This is a genomic window from Paenibacillus dokdonensis, assembly GCF_004916975.1.
Lineage (GTDB): Bacteria > Bacillota > Bacilli > Paenibacillales > Paenibacillaceae > Paenibacillus_AQ > Paenibacillus_AQ dokdonensis.
Window position 1 is genome coordinate 1,114,800 of the sequence record NZ_STGQ01000002.1, and the last position, 18,267, is coordinate 1,133,066.

At 50.7% G+C, this 18,267-nt stretch carries 16 protein-coding genes; 7 read left to right on the top strand and 9 right to left on the bottom strand.

From position 1 onward, the window contains the following. Positions 1-35: 35 nt before the first annotated feature. Positions 36-812: a glucosamine-6-phosphate deaminase gene (locus tag E6W40_RS22920; protein WP_246073139.1), complete on the top strand. Its 777-nt coding sequence runs from the start codon at positions 36-38 to the stop codon at positions 810-812. A gap of 54 nt (positions 813-866) precedes the next feature. Continuing rightward, a complete protein-coding gene (locus E6W40_RS22925) occupies positions 867-2,084 on the top strand; it encodes an N-acetylglucosamine-6-phosphate deacetylase (protein WP_136607874.1) in 1,218 nt (405 codons plus the stop codon). 145 nt (positions 2,085-2,229) lie between these two features. Here E6W40_RS22925 and E6W40_RS22930 read toward each other — a convergent pair whose 3' ends face one another. After that, complete coding sequence (locus E6W40_RS22930) at positions 2,230-4,497, bottom strand: helix-turn-helix domain-containing protein (RefSeq protein ID WP_136607875.1); 2,268 nt, start codon at positions 4,495-4,497, stop codon at positions 2,230-2,232. 338 nt (positions 4,498-4,835) lie between these two features. On the opposite strand from E6W40_RS22930, the gene E6W40_RS22935 reads away from it, so the two are divergent. The 3 genes from E6W40_RS22935 to E6W40_RS22945 all read left to right on the top strand — a co-directional run bounded on the left by E6W40_RS22935 (position 4,836) and on the right by E6W40_RS22945 (position 8,354). After that, on the top strand, positions 4,836-5,732 hold the full coding sequence (locus E6W40_RS22935; RefSeq protein ID WP_246073173.1) for an ABC transporter permease: 897 nt from the start codon (positions 4,836-4,838) through the stop codon (positions 5,730-5,732). Next, a complete protein-coding gene (locus E6W40_RS22940; RefSeq protein WP_136607877.1) occupies positions 5,726-6,610 on the top strand; it encodes a carbohydrate ABC transporter permease in 885 nt (294 codons plus the stop codon). Before E6W40_RS22935 ends, E6W40_RS22940 begins: the two co-directional genes overlap by 7 nt. A gap of 178 nt (positions 6,611-6,788) precedes the next feature. Next, positions 6,789-8,354 carry an extracellular solute-binding protein gene (locus E6W40_RS22945; protein WP_136607878.1) on the top strand — a complete coding sequence of 522 codons (1,566 nt, stop codon included), beginning with the start codon at positions 6,789-6,791 and terminating at the stop codon, positions 8,352-8,354. Positions 8,355-8,493: 139 nt separating this feature from the next. Here E6W40_RS22945 and E6W40_RS22950 read toward each other — a convergent pair whose 3' ends face one another. Next, entirely contained in the window at positions 8,494-9,081 is a 588-nt protein-coding gene (locus E6W40_RS22950) for a TetR/AcrR family transcriptional regulator (RefSeq protein WP_136607879.1), read from the bottom strand. A gap of 164 nt (positions 9,082-9,245) precedes the next feature. Here E6W40_RS22950 and E6W40_RS22955 point away from each other — a divergent pair, with 164 nt between their 5' ends. Next, positions 9,246-10,730, top strand: coding sequence for an MFS transporter (locus tag E6W40_RS22955; protein WP_136607880.1), 1,485 nt, complete (start codon positions 9,246-9,248; stop codon positions 10,728-10,730). Positions 10,731-10,788: 58 nt separating this feature from the next. Here E6W40_RS22955 and E6W40_RS22960 read toward each other — a convergent pair whose 3' ends face one another. Continuing rightward, complete coding sequence (locus E6W40_RS22960; RefSeq protein ID WP_136607881.1) at positions 10,789-12,036, bottom strand: peptidase; 1,248 nt, start codon at positions 12,034-12,036, stop codon at positions 10,789-10,791. A 293-nt stretch (positions 12,037-12,329) separates the two neighbouring features. On the opposite strand from E6W40_RS22960, the gene E6W40_RS22965 reads away from it, so the two are divergent. After that, positions 12,330-12,785, top strand: a complete 456-nt coding sequence (locus E6W40_RS22965; RefSeq protein ID WP_136607882.1) for a GlcG/HbpS family heme-binding protein — start codon at positions 12,330-12,332, stop codon at positions 12,783-12,785. A gap of 83 nt (positions 12,786-12,868) precedes the next feature. Here E6W40_RS22965 and E6W40_RS22970 read toward each other — a convergent pair whose 3' ends face one another. The 6 genes from E6W40_RS22970 to E6W40_RS22995 all read right to left on the bottom strand — a co-directional run bounded on the left by E6W40_RS22970 (position 12,869) and on the right by E6W40_RS22995 (position 18,165). After that, the gene (locus tag E6W40_RS22970) at positions 12,869-14,098 is read right to left on the bottom strand and encodes an aminopeptidase (protein ID WP_136607883.1); all 1,230 of its coding nucleotides are present in this window, start codon (positions 14,096-14,098) and stop codon (positions 12,869-12,871) included. Between the two features lie 189 nt (positions 14,099-14,287). Beyond that, positions 14,288-14,938, bottom strand: a complete 651-nt coding sequence (locus E6W40_RS22975) for an amino acid ABC transporter permease (RefSeq protein ID WP_136607884.1) — start codon at positions 14,936-14,938, stop codon at positions 14,288-14,290. A gap of 31 nt (positions 14,939-14,969) precedes the next feature. Further along, positions 14,970-15,635, bottom strand: a complete 666-nt coding sequence (locus E6W40_RS22980) for an amino acid ABC transporter permease (protein ID WP_136607885.1) — start codon at positions 15,633-15,635, stop codon at positions 14,970-14,972. Between the two features lie 87 nt (positions 15,636-15,722). Then, positions 15,723-16,520, bottom strand: a complete 798-nt coding sequence (locus tag E6W40_RS22985) for a transporter substrate-binding domain-containing protein (protein ID WP_136607886.1) — start codon at positions 16,518-16,520, stop codon at positions 15,723-15,725. Positions 16,521-16,556: 36 nt separating this feature from the next. Then, positions 16,557-17,285 (bottom strand): amino acid ABC transporter ATP-binding protein, encoded by a 729-nt coding sequence (locus tag E6W40_RS22990; protein WP_136607887.1) that lies wholly within the window; start codon positions 17,283-17,285, stop codon positions 16,557-16,559. Positions 17,286-17,478: 193 nt separating this feature from the next. Then, entirely contained in the window at positions 17,479-18,165 is a 687-nt protein-coding gene (locus E6W40_RS22995) for a YcnI family copper-binding membrane protein (RefSeq protein ID WP_136607888.1), read from the bottom strand. Positions 18,166-18,267 lie beyond the last annotated feature (102 nt).

Genomic DNA, 18,267 nt, shown 5'->3' on the forward strand with positions numbered 1-18,267 from the left:
GGATTCTAAACTACCTTCAGAAGGAGGAAGCATATATGATGAGAGCCCCTTCAGCCGAAAGGGCATGGACCATTGACCGTATGCAGATCCGGCAGTATTCAAGCCGTGACGAGATGGGAAGGGCTGCCGCTGATGATGTGGCCGAGGCGATGAGAGAAAAACTGAAGGCGCAAGGAACCCTTCGCATGATATTTGCCGCAGCACCTTCCCAAAACGAGTTTCTTCACTATCTTATGCAAGCGGAAGGAATCGACTGGAAGCGGGTCACAGCGTTTCATATGGATGAATATATCGGACTTAGCCTGGGGGCACCGCAGCTTTTCAGTCATTTCCTGACCACGAGACTCTTCAGCCGTGTTAACCCGGGGGAAGTCCATTTGATGAATGGTTCAGTAGATCCGATGCAGGAATGCAAGCGATATGCCGCACTGCTTCAGGAAGCTCCGCTGGATATTGTCTGCCTGGGCATTGGCGAGAATGGGCATATTGCCTTTAATGATCCGCCGGTGGCTGAATTCAACGATCCTTTTACTGTTAAAAGAGTTCAGCTGGATGACCTGTGCAGAGAGCAGCAGGTTCATGACGGATGCTTCGACCTTCTGGAAAATGTGCCGGAGTATGCACTGACCATGACGATTCCGGCACTGATATCGGCTGAGAGGCTGTTCTGCATTGTGCCGGGAGCATCCAAACGAAATGCGGTGCAAGGCGCATTGAAGGGGCCGGTATCCCCTTCATGTCCTGCGTCTGTCTTAAGAACGCATAAGGACTGTCTACTGTATCTCGACCGGGATTCTTGTCCGGGAGATTGAGAGCTTGCCGGATAAGCTGCTTGAAAAAGTAACTCTATGAAAGGCGATGGATACATGGATCTGCGGAGTACTCCTCTTTCCGTTTCATATCTGACAGGAAGGCATTACCGCACGGGAGAAACGATCATGCTTAGCCTGGCTGGAGGGATCATTACCGATTGCAGGGATATCCCTGCAGATGGCTTGAATGAGGTAGGCGAAGAGGCGCTTCCATGGATCGCGCCAGGCCTGGTCGATCTGCAGATCAACGGCTACGGCGGCATCGATATGAATGCTCCGGATCTATCGGAAGAGGATGTTATCACGTTCATTGAGCGAATGTGGGCAGAAGGAGTCACCTCGTTTTACCCTACGATAATTACGGGAGCGGATGAATCGATCCATCAAGGACTGCAGGTTATTCATCAGGCATGTTCTCGTCTTGAAAGGCAAGGGGGCGGAGCAGATGCGCTGCACAGCATTGCCGGCATCCACTTGGAAGGTCCGTTCATTTCGCCAGAGGATGGCCCGCGTGGGGCTCATAATCGGACATTCGTAAGGGCCCCTGAGCCTCCGTGTCTGGAAAACTGGCAGCAGGCGGGAGGCGGACGCATCCGGATCGTAACGCTGTCCCCGGAGTGGCCGGAGAGCGAGGACTTCATTCGCCGTTGCGTGGAGAGCGGTATCGCCGTGGCTATCGGACACACGGCCGCAACCGGCGACCAGATCGAGCAGGCAGCAGCAGCCGGAGCGCGTTTGTCCACGCATTTGGGCAATGGCGCCCATCCTGTGCTGCCGCGTCATCCCAACTACATCTGGGATCAGCTGGCAGAGGACCGGTTATGGGCAAGCGTCATTGCCGATGGTTTTCACCTTCCTGATGCTTTCCTCAAGATTGCCCGCAGGGTCAAGGGTGACAGGCTGATCCTGGTGAGCGATGCCGTAAGTCTTGGCGGCATGCCGCCGGGAATCTATGACACACCCGTCGGTGGCAATGTCACGCTCACGCCGCAAGGGCGGCTGCATCTCACCGAACAGCCGGCTTTGCTGGCCGGGTCGGCTTTGCCGCTCACTGCCGGGATCTGGCATATGCTGTCCGCCGGGATTTGCAGCCTTGGGGAGGCATGGGACATGGCGTCCATCGCTCCTTCCCGGCTGATGAACCTGGAGACGGAGGCCGGGCTTGTGCCGGGTGCCCCGGCAGACATTGCCGTCTTCACGCTTCAGACAGGAAAGATAAAAATTCAGGAGACGTATAAACGTGGAAAGCTGCAGTTCAGCCAGCCGGCCTGAGGCGAAGTAATCCGTATTCTCCGAAAACCAAACGGGACGTTCCCTTAAGTTGATTACAGCTTAAGGGAAACGTCCCGTTCTACATTGCAGAGGAAGTATGAAGCAAGACATTACAGGTAACCGGTCAGGCTTCATGAAGATGGCTTCAAGAAGCATACTTTTTCCGGAATTCACCCGGCGTCATACCTGCATGCCGCTTAAACATGCGGATGAAGGAATTGACGTTTTGATAGCCGACTCGGACCGCGACATCCTGAATGCGCAGGTCCAGATTTTGCAGCATGTCTTTAGCGGTGCGGATGCGGATGTCATTGAGATAATCGCTGAAGTTCTGCCCGGTTTTTTCCTTGAAATAAGTGGACAGGTAGCCGGATGTAATATTCAATTTGTCGGCCATCATATCCAGATTGATATCTTCCTCCAGATGATCGTTAATATAGGCCATGACAAAAGAGGTCATGGGATCATGATTCTCCGTCTTGCGCCGGATCAGTTGAAGGGCAGGGTCCAGCAGGCTGCGGAACCAGGTTTTATACTGATCACTGCAATAGAAATGCCTGGTTATGTCCAGCGGCGGCACCGATATGGCGTTGTAAGCAGCAGACAGATTGAGATTGCGAAGCAGCTTATCGAGCTCATCGGCTACATCCTTGGCGAATTGGTGGTATTCGCGGGCAGCAGCCTGTTTTTTCTCAAGCAGGGTCATATTCTTTTCAATCCATTCTTGCAAGCTTTCCTCGCTTCCGCTCAGCAGCCGGTTCTGGAATTCCTGCTCCCACAGCGCTCTGTGGAAGCGGGTCTCCCTTCCGGGATCGCCTTCTTCCGGATGGATCCACTGCGTTTGATCGAGAAGCCTGCGATGGTTCAGCATCGTGCTAACCTGGGCGTAGGTCTCCGTAAAAGGCACTCCCGCGGATTGTACCGGACTGTCTGCCATCGTCACCAGATATAAGCCGCGATCCAGGTTAAGTACCTCCTGCAGATGCCGCAGCCGTGAAGCTGTCTCAGCAGATTCACCCGGAAGGAACACGATGGACAGCACCTGCCACGGCTCGGTTTGGATCGTTACCGACTCAGGATAGACCTGCTGCCATATATGATCGATGTATTCCCGCACATAATAAGCACCCTTTTCCTGCTCCAGATGATATTGCGCGTAGCCTTCCTTGAATATGATTTGATAAACGATCATGACATAAGGCATGCTGGCATCCGCAAGCTCCTTCAGCTCACTGAGGTTCATATGGATATTTTTCAACCGGTTTGTATAAGCGTAGTGGCGAAGCATCGAATTTTTACGGGCCAAATCGCTGGAGATACGCTGATGGGTGGAGCGCATATGCTGAACTCTGCGGCTGATCAGCTCAAACTCGCGTATAGGTCCCTGCGCAGGCTCGGGTTCGTCTGTCCGGAGGGTATCGACCATGATCCGGATTGGACGATGCACCCGACGGCTGAATAAGTAAGTAAGAACGACCAGCAGGCCTACGACGGCCAGGAGCGAAAGAAGTAAAAGGTTCAAATTCAGGAGCTGGGCGGAAATGCTTTGGACCGGAACCCTGCTGATATAGATGAAGCCCGTGTCCTTGCCTTTTTTATAGAAAAAATAGGAGTCGTCAGTCTGAACGAATGAATGATGGCCATCCAGCGAATCAAACGCAGGCAGAACACCGGCGTCCGGACCGGACTGGGGCGTATAGAGCACGCGTCCTTCCGGGTCAAGAATATAAAAGCTTCCGCTCATTGTGGATTGCAGATTCCGGGCCAGACGCTCCGCATCAAGCATGGCAACCAGGTACATATCCTTGTAGGGCATCATCTTAATAATGACAGGCATCAGCATCCCCTTCGAACGTGCGGAGCCCGGCGTGTTCTCGGCAAATGCAGCCGCAGGGAAGACCTGAAAGGCGTAAGCCTCCTTAAATTGCTTATTCCAGAATGCCAGAGGATAGGACGGGCTGTTGTAATAGGTGTTGAACATTGATTTAGCGCTGCTTGTCCCGTCCTTCTCGATAACGTAATCATCCTGTTGAAAATAAATCATGAGATTATCCATGCCCAGAAAAGGATTTGTGTACAGGCGTTTCATCTCTGCAATCGCGTAGTTGACATAACCGTATGCCTTGTTGTCTTTGACATGCCGCAGCTGGTTGACGTATGTCGTCCACAGCGGGTCCTGATTCAAGCCAAGCACCATCTCCCGGGTCAATCGGAACTGGGTCTCATAGCCTTCTACCGCATGGTTCATGCCCAGTTCATTATATTTGACGATTTCGTTGTGGATTTGCCGCTTCAAATAGAAGAAGGAAACGAGGTTAAAGGCGGTGAGCAGCAGGATGACGGCGAGAAAACCGGACAGCAGTTTGGTGAAAAGCGTTGGAAAGCCAAGCTTTCTCTTCAGAACAAACGACATTCGGATGAACACCTCCAAGCAAATTGTGGTCGGTTATAGTCGATGGCAAAGCGGCGGCTTAAAAGTGACTATATCATAAGGTTTATTTTCGCGTTCACACAATATTCACCTTTTCGGAATTCTCTACAACCTTTCCACTGACCCGAAAAAAAGGGGATGACGCCGCAAACATGCGGATTTATTTTCCCTGGTTTGATCCGGTATGCTTTCGGTACAGAAAGGAAATGCATTTTGCGAAAGGGAGGTGCGGATGTGAAATGAAACCGGTGGAGACGGATCTGGCAGGCTCCGGGGTGGTGCTGAAGGCGCGTCCTCGTGCTCGTCCAGGAAGAAATCGGATGGCGCAAGCCTTCCGGCGAAGCAAGTACCTGTGGCTGCTCTTTCTGCCCTGCCTGCTGTATTATCTGGTATTCAAATACGCCCCGATGTTCGGTCTGGTCATCACGTTCAAGAACTATAATGTGTTCAAAGGGATATGGGCAAGTGATTGGGTTGGCTTAAAGTACTACCGCATGTTTTTCAGCAACCCGGATTTCTGGATATTGATGCGGAACACGTTTTTGCTCGGTGTTTACAAGCTGGTATTCGGTTTTCCGGCCCCGATTATATTGGCTCTGCTGATGAATGAGCTGCGGAACGCCGTATTCAAAAAATGGGTGCAGACCTTCAGCTATCTGCCGCATTTTATTTCAAATGTCATCGTCGCCAGCATGGTCATCATGTTCCTCTCACCGACAAGCGGCATCATTAACCAGCTGATTACCTCGCTTGGCGGAAAGCCGATTAATTTCATGATGGAACCTGGGCTGTTCAGGCCGATCTACGTGATTTCGGAAATATGGCAGCATATCGGCTGGGAGACGATCATTTTTCTTGCGGCATTGACCGCGGTCGACACGCAGCTGTACGAAGCAGCCGGAATCGATGGAGCCGGAAGATGGAGGAAGCTGTGGCATGTGACCTTACCCGGAATCGCGCCGACCATCATGATCATTCTTATTCTTGATATCGGCAAGGTGCTGGAGATCGGATTTGAAAAAGTATTCCTGATGTATAACCCGGCTGTATACAGTACGGCCGATATTATCAGTACCTATGTGTACCGGGTAGGCATGGAGCAGGGAAACTTCAGCTATGCCTCAGCCATTGATCTGTTTATGGGCGTGATCAGCTTCATCTTTATTTTCTCAGCCAATTCTCTCAGCCGGCGGATAGGAGGAACGAGCCTATGGTGACCACGGGACGCGGCCGGAGCCGCATCAGCTTGTTTACGATCGTCAATACGCTCATCATGCTGATGGTAGCCGCCGTCATGCTGTATCCGTTCGTGTATATGCTCGCGGTGTCGCTCAGCGGGGACGTGTACGTGATGAAGGGAGAGGTGACGCTGTGGCCCAAGGGCTTCAACCTGCGGATGTATGAGCTGGTGCTCGGAGATCCGAAAATATGGACTTCTTACCGGAATACCTTTGTTTATACGCTATTGGGTACGGCCATCGCCATGCTGATCACATCGATGGGGGCGTACGCGCTGTCCCGCAAAGATATGATGTTCCATAAAGGCTTTACCCTGATGATCGTGTTCACGATGTTTTTCGGCGGGGGCATGATTCCGACGTTCCTTGTCGTCCGTTCCCTTGGACTGGTGGATACGATCTGGGGCATGGTTCTGCCGGGTGCCGTCAGCACTTGGAATTTGATCCTGATGCGCACCTTTTTCAGCGGGATCCCGAAAGAGCTGGAGGAATCGGGGCGGATGGACGGACTGAATGACGTCGGGATCTTCTTCCGGATCATCGTGCCGCTGTCAAAGCCTGTGTTTGCGACAATCTCGCTGTTTTACGCGGTCGGGATCTGGAACAACTTTTTGTATCCGCTTTTATATTTGCGGAGCCAGGAACTGTTTCCGCTGCAGGTGCTCCTGCGCAATCTCGTGCTTGCCGGCAGCGTCAGCTCCGGGCAGGTGACACAGATCGGCGGCGACAATCTGGTCGTTGAGGATTCGCTGAAGTACGCCACGATCATGGTGTCCACACTTCCGATATTGATCCTGTATCCTTTCGTCCAGAAATATTTCGTCAAGGGTTCGATGATTGGCGCGGTGAAGGGATAAGGGGACACTCGGCTCTCGTTTTTAGTACTTGAAGGAAGTTGAAGGAGTTGGAAGGAACGAAATCGTTCTGAAGAAGCGATAGCGTTCGGAGGAATGATTGTTTGCTGCAGCAGTCGTCACGCAAAGTTTGCCGTGTTAAGCCGAAAAAGGATCATCAAATTCAAAGGGGGATATACTCATGGGAAAGGGAAAGAAACGTTCGTACGTAAGTCTGATCGCGGCGTTGTTGGTCGTGTTTGCGGTAGCGGGCTGCTCTTCAGGGACGGAGAAGTCCTCCGGGACGGAGCCGAAAAGTCAGGCGGATCCCGTTGCCAAGCCAAAGAGTGAGGTCACATTAACGGCCTTGCTGGATAATAACGCAACGTTTCCGTACAGCAAGGATTGGCCGATCTGGAGCTGGATCAAGGATCAGACCGGCGTGTCGCTGAACGTGGAGACGCCGTCCGGCAAGCTGAGCGATACGCTCAATTTGGTCATGGCCTCGGGGAATTTGCCCGATCTGATGTACATGTCCGGCCGCCGCGACTCCAACAAGTACGGGGATCAGGGAGCCCTGGAGAACATTCTTGACCATGTCGACCAGATGCCAAACCTGAAGGCATGGATGGAGAAGTACCCGGAGGAAGCCAAAGCGGCGCTGTCCGCGGACGGCAAAATGTATATGTTCCCGAACCAGGGCTTTGGGGAAACGAACCGCATGATCTGGCTGTACCGCGAGGATGTGTTCAAGAAAAACAATCTCGCTGCCCCCAAAACGTACGAAGAGCTGCATCAGGTACTGAAAAAACTGAAGGCGCTTTACCCGGACAGCTATCCGCTCTCCATGCGCTTCGGCCAAATTCCCGATGAAATGATGGCCAACCTGACGACCAACTTCGCCAGCGGAAGCGACGTCTACTATAATTTCGACGAGAAGAAGTGGAAATTCGGACCGACAGAGGAGAATTACAAGGCCATGGTCTCCATGTGGCATACCTTCTATAAGGAAGGGCTCATCCCGCCGGATTTCCTCTCGATTCAGACCAAGCAGTGGCAGGACGTCATGTCGACCGGACAATCGTTCATAACGATCGACTATATCAGCCGCGTGGACTTTTTCAATAATGCGATGCAAAAGGATAACCCTGAATACAGCCTGCAGTTCATGGCTCCTCCTGCCGGCCTGGACGGCATGAAGCCGCAGAACCCGTATTTTCATTACTTGGAGGGCGGTTTGACGGTTGCTTCGACCTCCAAGCATAAGGATGACGTCATGAAGTACATGGACTTTTTCTACAGCGAGGAAGGCCGGACGCTCAGCAGCTGGGGCAAAGAGGGCGAGACGTACACCGAGGACAGCGGACAAAAGAAATTCAAGGCGGAGTTTACGGACGTCACGGAAATGCGCAAGCAGACCGGTTTGCAGACGAGCGGGACGTATACATGGATCGATTATGACGCGCATTTGTCTCTGTTCTCGCCTGATTTGAAGAAGGCATACGAGGAAGCAGCCAAATACGATCCACCGGCCATGCAGCCTAAGCCCGCCTTTACGGATGCGGAGAATGAAGTGCTGTCGGTAACAGGGCAGGCGGTGAAAAAGTACCGGGAAGAGAATTTCTCCAAATTCGTCCTGGGTACGAGAAACCTGAGCGAATGGGATAAATACGTGGAGGAGATTAACGGGCTTGGCGTACAAAAGCTGATTGATACGTATGATGCGGCACTGAAGAGAGTGGAGCAGGCAAAACTCGAAAATAAATAACGGAAAAATCATTATTCTTAGTGAAACCAGGTTCCATTCATGGGCCTGGTTTTTTTGTGGATCTGGATTTTTTTGTATTTCCTGAATTAATGCAGGGGCGACAATAAGGCCGCTCCTGCATTTCTGCTTCAAATGAATTTTAGCTGGGAGAGTGTGAATGCGGACATTGGTCTTCGATCAACCGTTTTGCAGCGCTTAAAAAGTAGTCAGAATGGAATGTATCAGCATCAATATAGGCACTCATCATGGCTCCATCGCTGAGGATTCGTAGCTGGAACATAAGCTCGGCCGGGTCTCTGGCGCCGGCTTGCCTGGCAATATCCTCTACTTTTCCCCAAACCAAGTAACGGCTTTCAACCGCAGACTGGTGTCCAGGATGGCCTGGGTCAGGAAATTCAACGACAGCGTTCATGAATGGACATCCGCGGAAATCGGACTTGTTCATCCGTTCGACCAAATCGTCAAGCAGGGCATAAAGCTGTTCTTTTGGCGAATCAGGAAAACGACATTTTATCTCTTCGATGTTTCCTTCTCTTCTACCGGATCGCAGTTCCAGGTATGCAACAACGAGTTGATCCTTGGTGGAAAAGTTGCGATAGAAGCTCGCTTTAGCTACACCGGACTCCTCGATAATACGATCAATACCTACGGCACGCACGCCTTCCCGATAAAATAAATCGGAGGCAACCCGTAAGATTCGCTCTTTCGCAGATTCTTTCTTTGTCATTATGATCACCCGGTTTCTAAATAAGGTAAATTTTCAATTGACATGAGACAGATCTGTCTGTATCATACGATAACAAATGAGACAGATCTGTCTCGTTTATTCTAAAGGAATATTCCGGTTGCTGTCAATTCATCCGGGATGTTTAAAGGAGGAACATATCGCCTATGCCCCAATCGGCAAATTCACTCACATTGGAGCTTACGCATACGGTGGTTCAATCCCGCCAGCGTCCGCGTCTGATGCTAGCGGTTATGCTGCTGTCTGTCTTTATGGCTGTTGCTAACATTTTTATTGTGAACGTCGCAACGCCTTCTATTCAGCATGGACTCCATGCCGATTTCTATGGTGTGCAGTTTGTCATCTCTGCTTATACACTAGCCTATGCGGTTGCTCTCATTCTCGGAGGGCGGCTTGGTGACCGGTATGGACGTAAAAAAATGCTGCTCATTGGCGTAGCCGGCTTTACGCTCACTTCATTGCTATGCGGTATATCGAATGGGATTGGAATGCTGACGATAGTCAGGGTCATCCAAGGATTCAGTGCAGCGCTGATTTCTCCGCAGGTATTATCACTCATTCAGGCTCAATATCCGCCGGAAAAGCGCGGGGGCATATTCGGACTCTATGGTGCTGCACAAGGATTGGCAGCGACAACCGGACAGCTCATTGGTGGACTCCTCCTGATGTGGAATCCGTGGGGACTGGAGTGGAGAATGGTCTTTTTCTTCAGTATACCGATTGGTGTGTCGATCTTGGCTATGGTCCCATTCATTCCGGAATCAAAGGATATGGGCCGGTCCAGAATGGATTGGTATGGTGCGATAATTGTTGCAGCTGGCTTATTCCTACTCGTCTACCCGCTCGTACAGGGTCAGAAGGAAGGCTGGCCGATCGAGCTCGTCATGAGTCTAATCCTTTCCGCCCCGATGCTGGCCTTGTTTGTATGGTCTCAGAAGAAGATGCTGCTTGTAAGCCGCGACCCGTTTATGAACGTGAATTTGTTTGGTCAGCGCGGATTTGGGCTGGGGATGATTGTGGTCTTTCTACTCATGTCATCGCAAGCAGCCTTTTTCCTGATCGCCGCCTATTTGCTGCAAATCGGGCTTGGGTTTACAGCTCTAAAATCTGGAGCCATCATATTGCCGATGGGACTTGGATATTTCCTCGCTTCTCTGTTGTCGGCCAGGGTGACGGGCAAGCTTGGTCCGCATGTGCTGACGCTAGGTTCCGTTCTGACTGCCATCGGATATTTGTTCCTTGCCCTCACCGTAAATGCAACGGGGATTTCTCCAAATGTATACCTATGGATCCCGGCGCTTGCCATACTTGGAATCGGTCAAGGCTTCATCGCTGCTCCACTCACGAATATTGTACTCTCCAAAGTACCGAAGCAGGATATTGGTTCAGCATCAGGCATTCTGACTACTGGAATGCAGGTCGCCTACGCCATCGGCATTGGACTCATTGGCATTCTGTGGATGAATTCACTGGATCATTATGCCCTTCAAACAGGCGTTCAGGAGGGAATTCAACAGACGGATGCAAGAGGCTATATCCATTCATTTATTTTCTGCATATACATGCTGGCCGCCTACACTGTGTTTCTGATTCCGTTATCAATGACGTTGGCAAAAAGAAAGCGGACATGAAAAAACCCAGCCGATCCTTAAGAGATCGGCTGGGTTTTACGTTTACCATATGGCGTTCTTATCGAGGTGTTACGGCATTCTCAACGGAAGTGACAATGACTACTTCGGCATTCGTGATGCCAGGAAGCGAACGAGTCATGATTGGAGAATGGTAAGCAATTATTTTTGTGCCTGCACGTAGGGCTGCTTCGCCGCCAAGATCATCAATGATTTGCGTGTCCTTGGAGATGTTCAGAATCACGTCATTGTTCTTCGAATCGTCGGAGCCAACATTGACATACACTTGATCTTTCGAAGTGCTGTCGAAAGGCGCGATGGTACCTTCGATCTTGACGGATTCGGCTTTTTTCACCACGAGTTTGCTCGCATGGGTTTGGGCCGGATAGATCATGGTCATCACGTTGCTGTAAGAGGCGTCGGCATGGACTCCGTCTTTCAGCGCGTCCTTGGTCAAGGCGTTTCCGTCTTCATCGACGATTTGTGTTTTGTCGTCCACGGTGAGGATGACGTAGTTCACGCCGCCCTTTTCATGGGCTTTGCCGATGAGCGTAACTTTACCGCCTTCCGTGCTCGTGACGACTCCATCCGTGCCTGCAGCGAGTTCTTGTCCCACTTCACCTTCACCCGTTTCTTTATCGGTGTTGACGCGAACGTAGTTCGTCGTCGATTGCGGCGGCAGGCTCATCGCTACGGCAGGACCATAAAACGCTTTAACACTCATGCCTTCCTTGATAGCTCCGGCTTCAACAGCTTTGCCGTCCTGATCGAGAATCGTTGCTTTGTCCGCAAAGTGCAGAATAATGGTATCTTCGTTTGAATTATAAATATCAGTTCCTTTGACAAGGATGCTACCATTCCTAACCTCGGAGACGGTACCTTCGATCGCTGTGAAGCTTTGATCCTGAACCACAAGCGTCAAGGCTGCTCCGCGGGCAGGGAGGCTTTTCGTGATGTTCGGGCTGTAGAAGGCCTTCACTACTTTTTTCTCATCCATAATCGTTTTCAGAGCAACGGTTTTTCCTTTGGAATCGACGATTTTAGTATCTTTAGTAATGGACAGAATGATTTGGCTTTGATCGCTAGGGGCCAGTCCGCGGCCGGTAACGGTAATGAATTTACCTGTTTGATCGTTTACGAAATCAGTGATTTGTCCCATGGTACCAGGGACCACTTTGACTTGGTTTTGAATGATTCCTTGCCCGTTATGAACCGCCTCGTGCGGAACATCCTGCGCGTTTGCCGCCACCGGCACGGCAGCCATGGCCAAAATAGATGCTGTAGCTAACACTTTGTACATTTTGTTCATCTGATATTCCTCCTGTATATGTGTGCTTGTACGAACGGTTAGGGATGCTTCTGGCAGCACATAAATTGTTAAATTATGCTTGCCTTTCATGATCCTAGACGAGGGTGTTGCACAAAATGTTGCACAAAATCGCAAAGCTATTTTCAAGTTAACGTTTGACGTAAGCCACCTCTTTTTGGCGAAAATCATCACATGATCCGAGGAGGATTTCTTGCGAAACGGCAGCATGGATTCACTAAATTGTGCGAATGACCATATAGTACATAAACGCAAATGAGAGGTGGATTGTACGAGTGAAAATAACGCTGGATATCGCCAAGTTTCTGCTCGAAGCAGCTGAAAAGAAGGCGAAGGAGATGGGCCTTGCGGAAAATATCGCAATTGTTGATTATGGAGCCAATCTGGTCGCGTTTCACCGGATGGATCATGCCAAAATAGGGGGGATCGACATTTCGCAAAACAAGGCATGGACCAGTGTGGCGCTGCAAATGCCGACTTCGAACCTTGCTCAGGCCGCTCAACCAGGTAATCCTTCATTTGGGATCAATACGACCAACCATGGGAAAATCGTGATACTGGGCGGAGGAATTCCACTTAAAATTGGAGAGATGATCATAGGTGGTATAGGCGTAAGCGGAGGCACAAGCCAGCAGGATATAGAAGTAGCGAACGCCGCGGTACAGGCGCTTGAAGGATTGATTCAGCATCATGAGTCCAGAAATATAACATATCGGATAGGCTCGAATTAATCATAAAGAGATGATCAGAAACCGACAAAAAAACAATCCGCATGCCTTAGGAAGGCAAGTAGATTGTTTTTTTTGAGTATGATTTAGAATGCCCAGTTCCCGTTCCGGAATACGGGTTCAATCTGACCGTCTTGCGTAATTCCATCAATGTCCATTTCAGCGGAACCGATCATGAAATCAACATGAATTATGCTGTGGTTGAGCCCGGCTTGATCCAGCTCCTCACGGGACATCGAGAGGCCGCCTTCCAGGCAGGTTGGAAATGCTGAGCCCAGTGCCAAGTGATTGGAGGCATTCTCGTCATATAAGGTATTGAAAAAAATCAGGTTCGACTCTGAAATGGGAGAATGATGCGGTACGAGCGCAGCTTCTCCCAAATAACGTGCTGCTTCATCCATACCGAGCATCGCCTTCAATGATTCATAGCCTTTTTCTGCCTCAAAATCGATGACTTTCCCATCCTCAAATGTGAGGCTGAAATTTTCAATCAGGTTGCCCTGGTAGCTGAGGGGTTTGCTGCTGCGTACCACTCCATGTGTACCCTCTCTGTGCGGGGAGGTGAATACTTCTTCTGTCGGCACATTCGGGTTGAACAGATTTTTGGCTTCGTTGACCGCTGTGCCGCCGCTCCAGATGTGGTTCGCCGGAAGCTCAACCGTCAGATCCGTTCCCGGAGCGCGGTAATGCAGCTTCTTGTACTGCTTGCTGTTCAGATAAGCTCTTTTGTCGTGAAGGGTGGCATTATGCTCCTGCCAGGCTTGAACGGGATGATCCTGGTCCACGCGGGATGCCTTGAATATCGCCTCCCATAAGGCTTGGACAGCCGCATCTTCATCCAGTTCAGGAAAGACCAGCTTGGCCCAGCCTGTGGAGGGTACTCCGATGATTGACCATGTCATCTTGTTCGCGGACATATATTCTCTCCATTTGGCCAGCGCGGTACCGGCAGCTTTGGAATTGGCGGCGACCCGCTGGGGGTCGACTCCTTTAAGCAGCTCCGGATTACTGGATTCGATGAACAGGAATGCACCGCCGTTTTCCGCAAACTGCTGGACAGCTTGTGCTCTCCATAAAGGATATTCTTCAAAAGCTTCATCCGGCGCAAGATGGTATTTGATCTGCGTACTGATTTCATCCTGCCATTCGATATGTACCAGTTTGGCTCCTACTTTATAGGCGTGCTCCGTGATCATGCGGACAAATTCCGGCGTATGGATGGGCGCGTTAATCCAAAGCGATTGACCTGGCTGAATGTTGACTGCGGTTTTTATGGCCAGCTCCGCGTACTTTTCCAATAGGTTTAAAAAAGACATTCGGATTCCTCCTTGGTAATACAGTTTAGGATATACAACTTCGTCTTTTTGTATCATTTCCCTTCTTTTTGAAAACAGCAGCCAGCACAAAAGAATATCCCATGATTATTCCCGATTGGATTATACGAAGGCAGCCCGCTGCCTGTAAAAGGTAAGCGGGCTGCAAAGAAGCCATCGTCCTGAACCTCATCAAATCCTTCGGGCTTCCAGCCTCCGGGCAATAATCGATAATGTATAGTTGACCGTAAAATACAGCAGCGCTGCCAAAATCAACGCCGGTATGACGTAATTTGGACTGTGGCCCTGCAAAATCTGCACATTATGCATAATTTCCGGTAGTGTAATGACGATGGCAAGGGAAGTATCCTTCAGCAGCGAGATGAACTGGCTTACCAGCGGCGGCATCATGCGTCGCAGCGCCTGCGGCAAAATGATATGGCGCATGGTCTGGATATAACTAAGGCCTGAGGAACGTGCGGCTTCAATCTGACCCCGATCCACCGAGACAAGGCCGCTGCGGACGATTTCGGAAATCATCGCACCCTCGAACAGCGTTAATCCTGCAATGGCCGCCCAGAATGGAGACAGCTTGATGCCTAACTGCGGAAGGACGATATAACTAAAGAAGATGATAAGCAGCAAGGGCAAATTGCGTACGATGTCAATTATGATCGCCAGAAGCCGTGACAGCACAGGGATGCGTGCGTAACGCAGGATACCGAGAATGTTCCCGAGTATAAAGCTGAACAGGATCGCGAGGGCGGCGACGAGAAGGGTCATGCCGAATCCCTGCAAAATAAAGGAGAGATTAGGCCAGGAATACGCTCCTGCAAAATCCATGCCTCAAGCCTCCTTTCACAAAAGTAAGCTCTTAATGGTCCGCTGACCTGAACCGCCGCTCCATATATTGCACCGCCAGGCTAAGCGGGAGGGTGAGGATGAGATATAACATGGCCACGAGGGTATAGACGGTAACCGGCAGAAACGTATCGGCATTGATTAAATCGGCATAATACATCAGATCAAGACCGGCCACGACGGCGAGAATAGATGAGTTTTTAACCAAGTTGATAAACTGGTTGCTGATGGAGGGCAATACGATTTTGATGGCCTGCGGCAGCACGATATGCAGCATGGTCTGGATATAGGTGAGTCCCGTAGCCCGCGCGGCCTCCGTCTGTCCGGATGGAACGGTCTGGATTCCGGCGCGGATGCTCTCGGCAATAAAAGAAGCGGTATATACCATGAGTCCAATCGTGCCTGACGTGAAGCCGTCAAGCGGAACGCCGAGCGACGGCAGCCCCAGGAAAAAGAAAAAGACGACGAGCAGCAGCGGAATGTTGCGGATAAACTCAACATAGGCCGTACCTATCCAGTTCAGCGGCTTGACGGGTGATATGCGCATGACAGCAATAATCGTGCCAAGAATAAAGCTGCCGATGAGAGCGATGGCGCTGGATTCGATGGTATGGACGAACCCGAGCAAAAAGCGGTCCCAATGATCAAACAGGATATGAATATTGAACCGACCTGTCACACATTTTCACTCCTTTCCCGGATATCGTGATCCGTAGGAAGGCAAGAAGGGAAGGCAGGATGCCCTCCCGCTCAGGCTTGACTCCGGTTACTCCGGCTTCACGCCCATCCATTGCTCGTAAAGTTTGTCGTACTCTCCGCTGGATTTCATTTCCTTCAGCAGATCATTGACCTGTGCCACGAAATCCACATCGCCTTTTTTGACCGCGATGCCGTAAGGTTCATCGGTGAAGTTTCCACCTACCAGAACGTAATTCGGGTCCTGCTGCTGCATGCCAAGGAGAATAGCATTATCCGTCGTAAGAACTTCTCCCTGCCCAGCCTTTAGTGCGGTAAATGCGTCCTGATAATTTTCGAATTCCAGCACGTTGGCATCCGGTGCCTTTTCACGGATGTTTTTCGCCGAAGTTGATCCTTTGACTGTAAGCACCTTAACGCCTTTTTTCAGATCCTGCAGGCCTTGAATCTCGCTTCCCTTTTTGACGAGAAGAGACTGCCCCGCTTTGAAGTATACGTCGCTGAAGTCCACCTGTTCTTTGCGCTCCTCTGTAATGGTCATTGTGGCGATAATCAGGTCGATATCCCCGTTTTGAAGCAGAGGAATCCTGGTTTTTGAGGTAACTTCCTTCAGTTCCACTTTCGTTTCATCGCCAAAAATTTTCTTGGCGAGTGCCTTGGCGATATCGATGTCAAAGCCTTCGACCTTGCCTGAGGCGGGATCCTTCAGTCCGAAAAGCTTTGTGTCGTACTTTACACCGGCTATGACTTTACCGCGTGCTTTGATCGCATCTATTGTGCCAGATTCCTTCTTGCTGCCGCACCCAACGAATACCAAACAGACCGTCAGCAGCACTAGTAAAGCACTCAAACGTGATCTTTTCTTCATCTCTTTTCTACCCCTTTCAATATGTAAGTGCGCCGCCTAATGGCGGATCAGGCGGCTTAAGAACAATCGTGCACGCTCCTCGCGGGGCTGCTGAAAGAAAGTGGAGGCTGGAGCCTCTTCGACAATTTGTCCGTTGTCCATAAACACGATCCGGTCGGCTGCCTCCCTGGCGAAGCCCATTTCATGGGTGACGATCACCATGGTCATTCCTTCATGGGCCAATGCCCGCATAACATCCAGCACCTCGCCGATCATTTCCGGATCAAGGGCGGAGGTAGGCTCATCAAACAGCATGATTTTCGGCTTCATGGCGAGTCCCCGGGCGATGGCAACCCGCTGCTGCTGGCCTCCGGAGAGTTGGGACGGGTAGCTTTGGGCTTTGTCAGCAATACCGACACGGGTCAGATATGCCAGGGCTCGCTCTTCCGCTTCATCCTTGGACAATCCCAGTACCTTAAGGGGAGCGAGCGTGATATTGTCGATCACTTTTTTATGGGGATACAGGTTGAAATGCTGGAAGACAATGCCGATATCGCGGCGGAACCGGTTGATGTCTACTTTCTTGTCATGAAGCCGCGTATCATTGACGGTGAGCTCGCCGGAGGATATGGCTTCAAGACGGTTGATGCAGCGGAGGAGCGTGCTCTTTCCAGAGCCGGAGGGACCAATAATGACGACGACCTCGCCTTCCTCGATCTGAAGATTGATGTTTTGAAGAACCTGAAAGCTGCCGTAAGCTTTACATACTCCGCGGAACTCGATCATTTTTTGACCTCCCTTCGTGAGTCATTACGTCAGGCAGCTTGCACCTTGGACGATAGGTACATCTTTACAATATATTGCCGATCTTATGGCATCATGCTTGATTTGTCATAAGATGTAATCGATTTTGTCCATTTAGAGCGGACATGAAAAAGCCCGCACCTTTATCAGGCGCGGGCTCGAATATACTTTCGGATCAGCGTTTTCTCTTGGATAAAGCAGCAAACAATGAAATGATGGACAGGACAAGTGCAGCAATAGAAACCACAAGTGTGGCCGTTTGTACGCCACTGGAGGACGAGCTATCCGCTGCTCCAGAAGCTGTATCTGCACTGCTTGAATTGTCCGTTTTTGGGTCTTGGTGATCCGCTGCAGCATCATGGCTGTGACCGGATGACTCTGCTTCTTGACCAGCAACCGTCACGATCTTCGTGATGGAATGCGGAGATTCAGAGCCTTCATCACCGGTCCATTCCACAATGCTTCCATCCTTGTAGTACTGGAACGCATTCCAGGCTACGTCTGTTTCCTTTTCAGGATTGTGGGCCACGAAATTGAACTGCTGGAACTCCCCGGCATTGATGCCTTCAGCTGTCGCGTTCCAGGTAATGCTGCTGATTTTGCCGGCGCTGTCCTTTTCAGTGGTGATTTTCCAGTCCGGGATGGGCTGATACTGCATGAGCTCCACACCTTCAGGCACCTTTAATGTGACTTTGGTGGTCGCGATTTCTTTTTCAGACGGAATTTTGATGGTATAGGTCTCCCAGGCTCCAGGCTGGGATGAAGCAGGCTTCACGGTCACATGCGCGCTTGCGATGCCAGAGAACAGCAGCAGACCCGCCGCAGCGGTAGCGATAAACGGAAAACGTTTGGATATTTTCATTAGATTGGTTTCTCTCCTTTGGTGAATCCGGTAAGGATTCTTTGTGTTTTTGATGGAGTCCGACTCGAGATATCATGGACAACACGCACAATGCCCATCACT

Bases quoted from the DNA above. Each gene is read 5' to 3' on its own strand.
- E6W40_RS22925 (WP_136607874.1), top strand. From the start codon at position 867: ATGGATCTGCGGAGTACTCCTCTTTCCGTTTCATATCTGACAGGAAGG.
- E6W40_RS22985 (WP_136607886.1), bottom strand. From the start codon at position 16,520: ATGAAGAAAAGATCACGTTTGAGTGCTTTACTAGTGCTGCTGACGGTC.
- E6W40_RS22930 (WP_136607875.1), bottom strand. From the start codon at position 4,497: ATGTCGTTTGTTCTGAAGAGAAAGCTTGGCTTTCCAACGCTTTTCACC.
- E6W40_RS22975 (WP_136607884.1), bottom strand. From the start codon at position 14,938: ATGGATTTTGCAGGAGCGTATTCCTGGCCTAATCTCTCCTTTATTTTG.
- E6W40_RS22945 (WP_136607878.1), top strand. From the start codon at position 6,789: ATGGGAAAGGGAAAGAAACGTTCGTACGTAAGTCTGATCGCGGCGTTG.
- E6W40_RS22990 (WP_136607887.1), bottom strand. From the start codon at position 17,285: ATGATCGAGTTCCGCGGAGTATGTAAAGCTTACGGCAGCTTTCAGGTT.
- E6W40_RS22920 (WP_246073139.1), top strand. From the start codon at position 36: ATGATGAGAGCCCCTTCAGCCGAAAGGGCATGGACCATTGACCGTATG.
- E6W40_RS22970 (WP_136607883.1), bottom strand. From the start codon at position 14,098: ATGTCTTTTTTAAACCTATTGGAAAAGTACGCGGAGCTGGCCATAAAA.
- E6W40_RS22955 (WP_136607880.1), top strand. From the start codon at position 9,246: ATGCCCCAATCGGCAAATTCACTCACATTGGAGCTTACGCATACGGTG.
- E6W40_RS22950 (WP_136607879.1), bottom strand. From the start codon at position 9,081: ATGACAAAGAAAGAATCTGCGAAAGAGCGAATCTTACGGGTTGCCTCC.
- E6W40_RS22960 (WP_136607881.1), bottom strand. From the start codon at position 12,036: ATGAACAAAATGTACAAAGTGTTAGCTACAGCATCTATTTTGGCCATG.
- E6W40_RS22935 (WP_246073173.1), top strand. From the start codon at position 4,836: ATGGCGCAAGCCTTCCGGCGAAGCAAGTACCTGTGGCTGCTCTTTCTG.
- E6W40_RS22940 (WP_136607877.1), top strand. From the start codon at position 5,726: ATGGTGACCACGGGACGCGGCCGGAGCCGCATCAGCTTGTTTACGATC.
- E6W40_RS22995 (WP_136607888.1), bottom strand. From the start codon at position 18,165: ATGAAAATATCCAAACGTTTTCCGTTTATCGCTACCGCTGCGGCGGGT.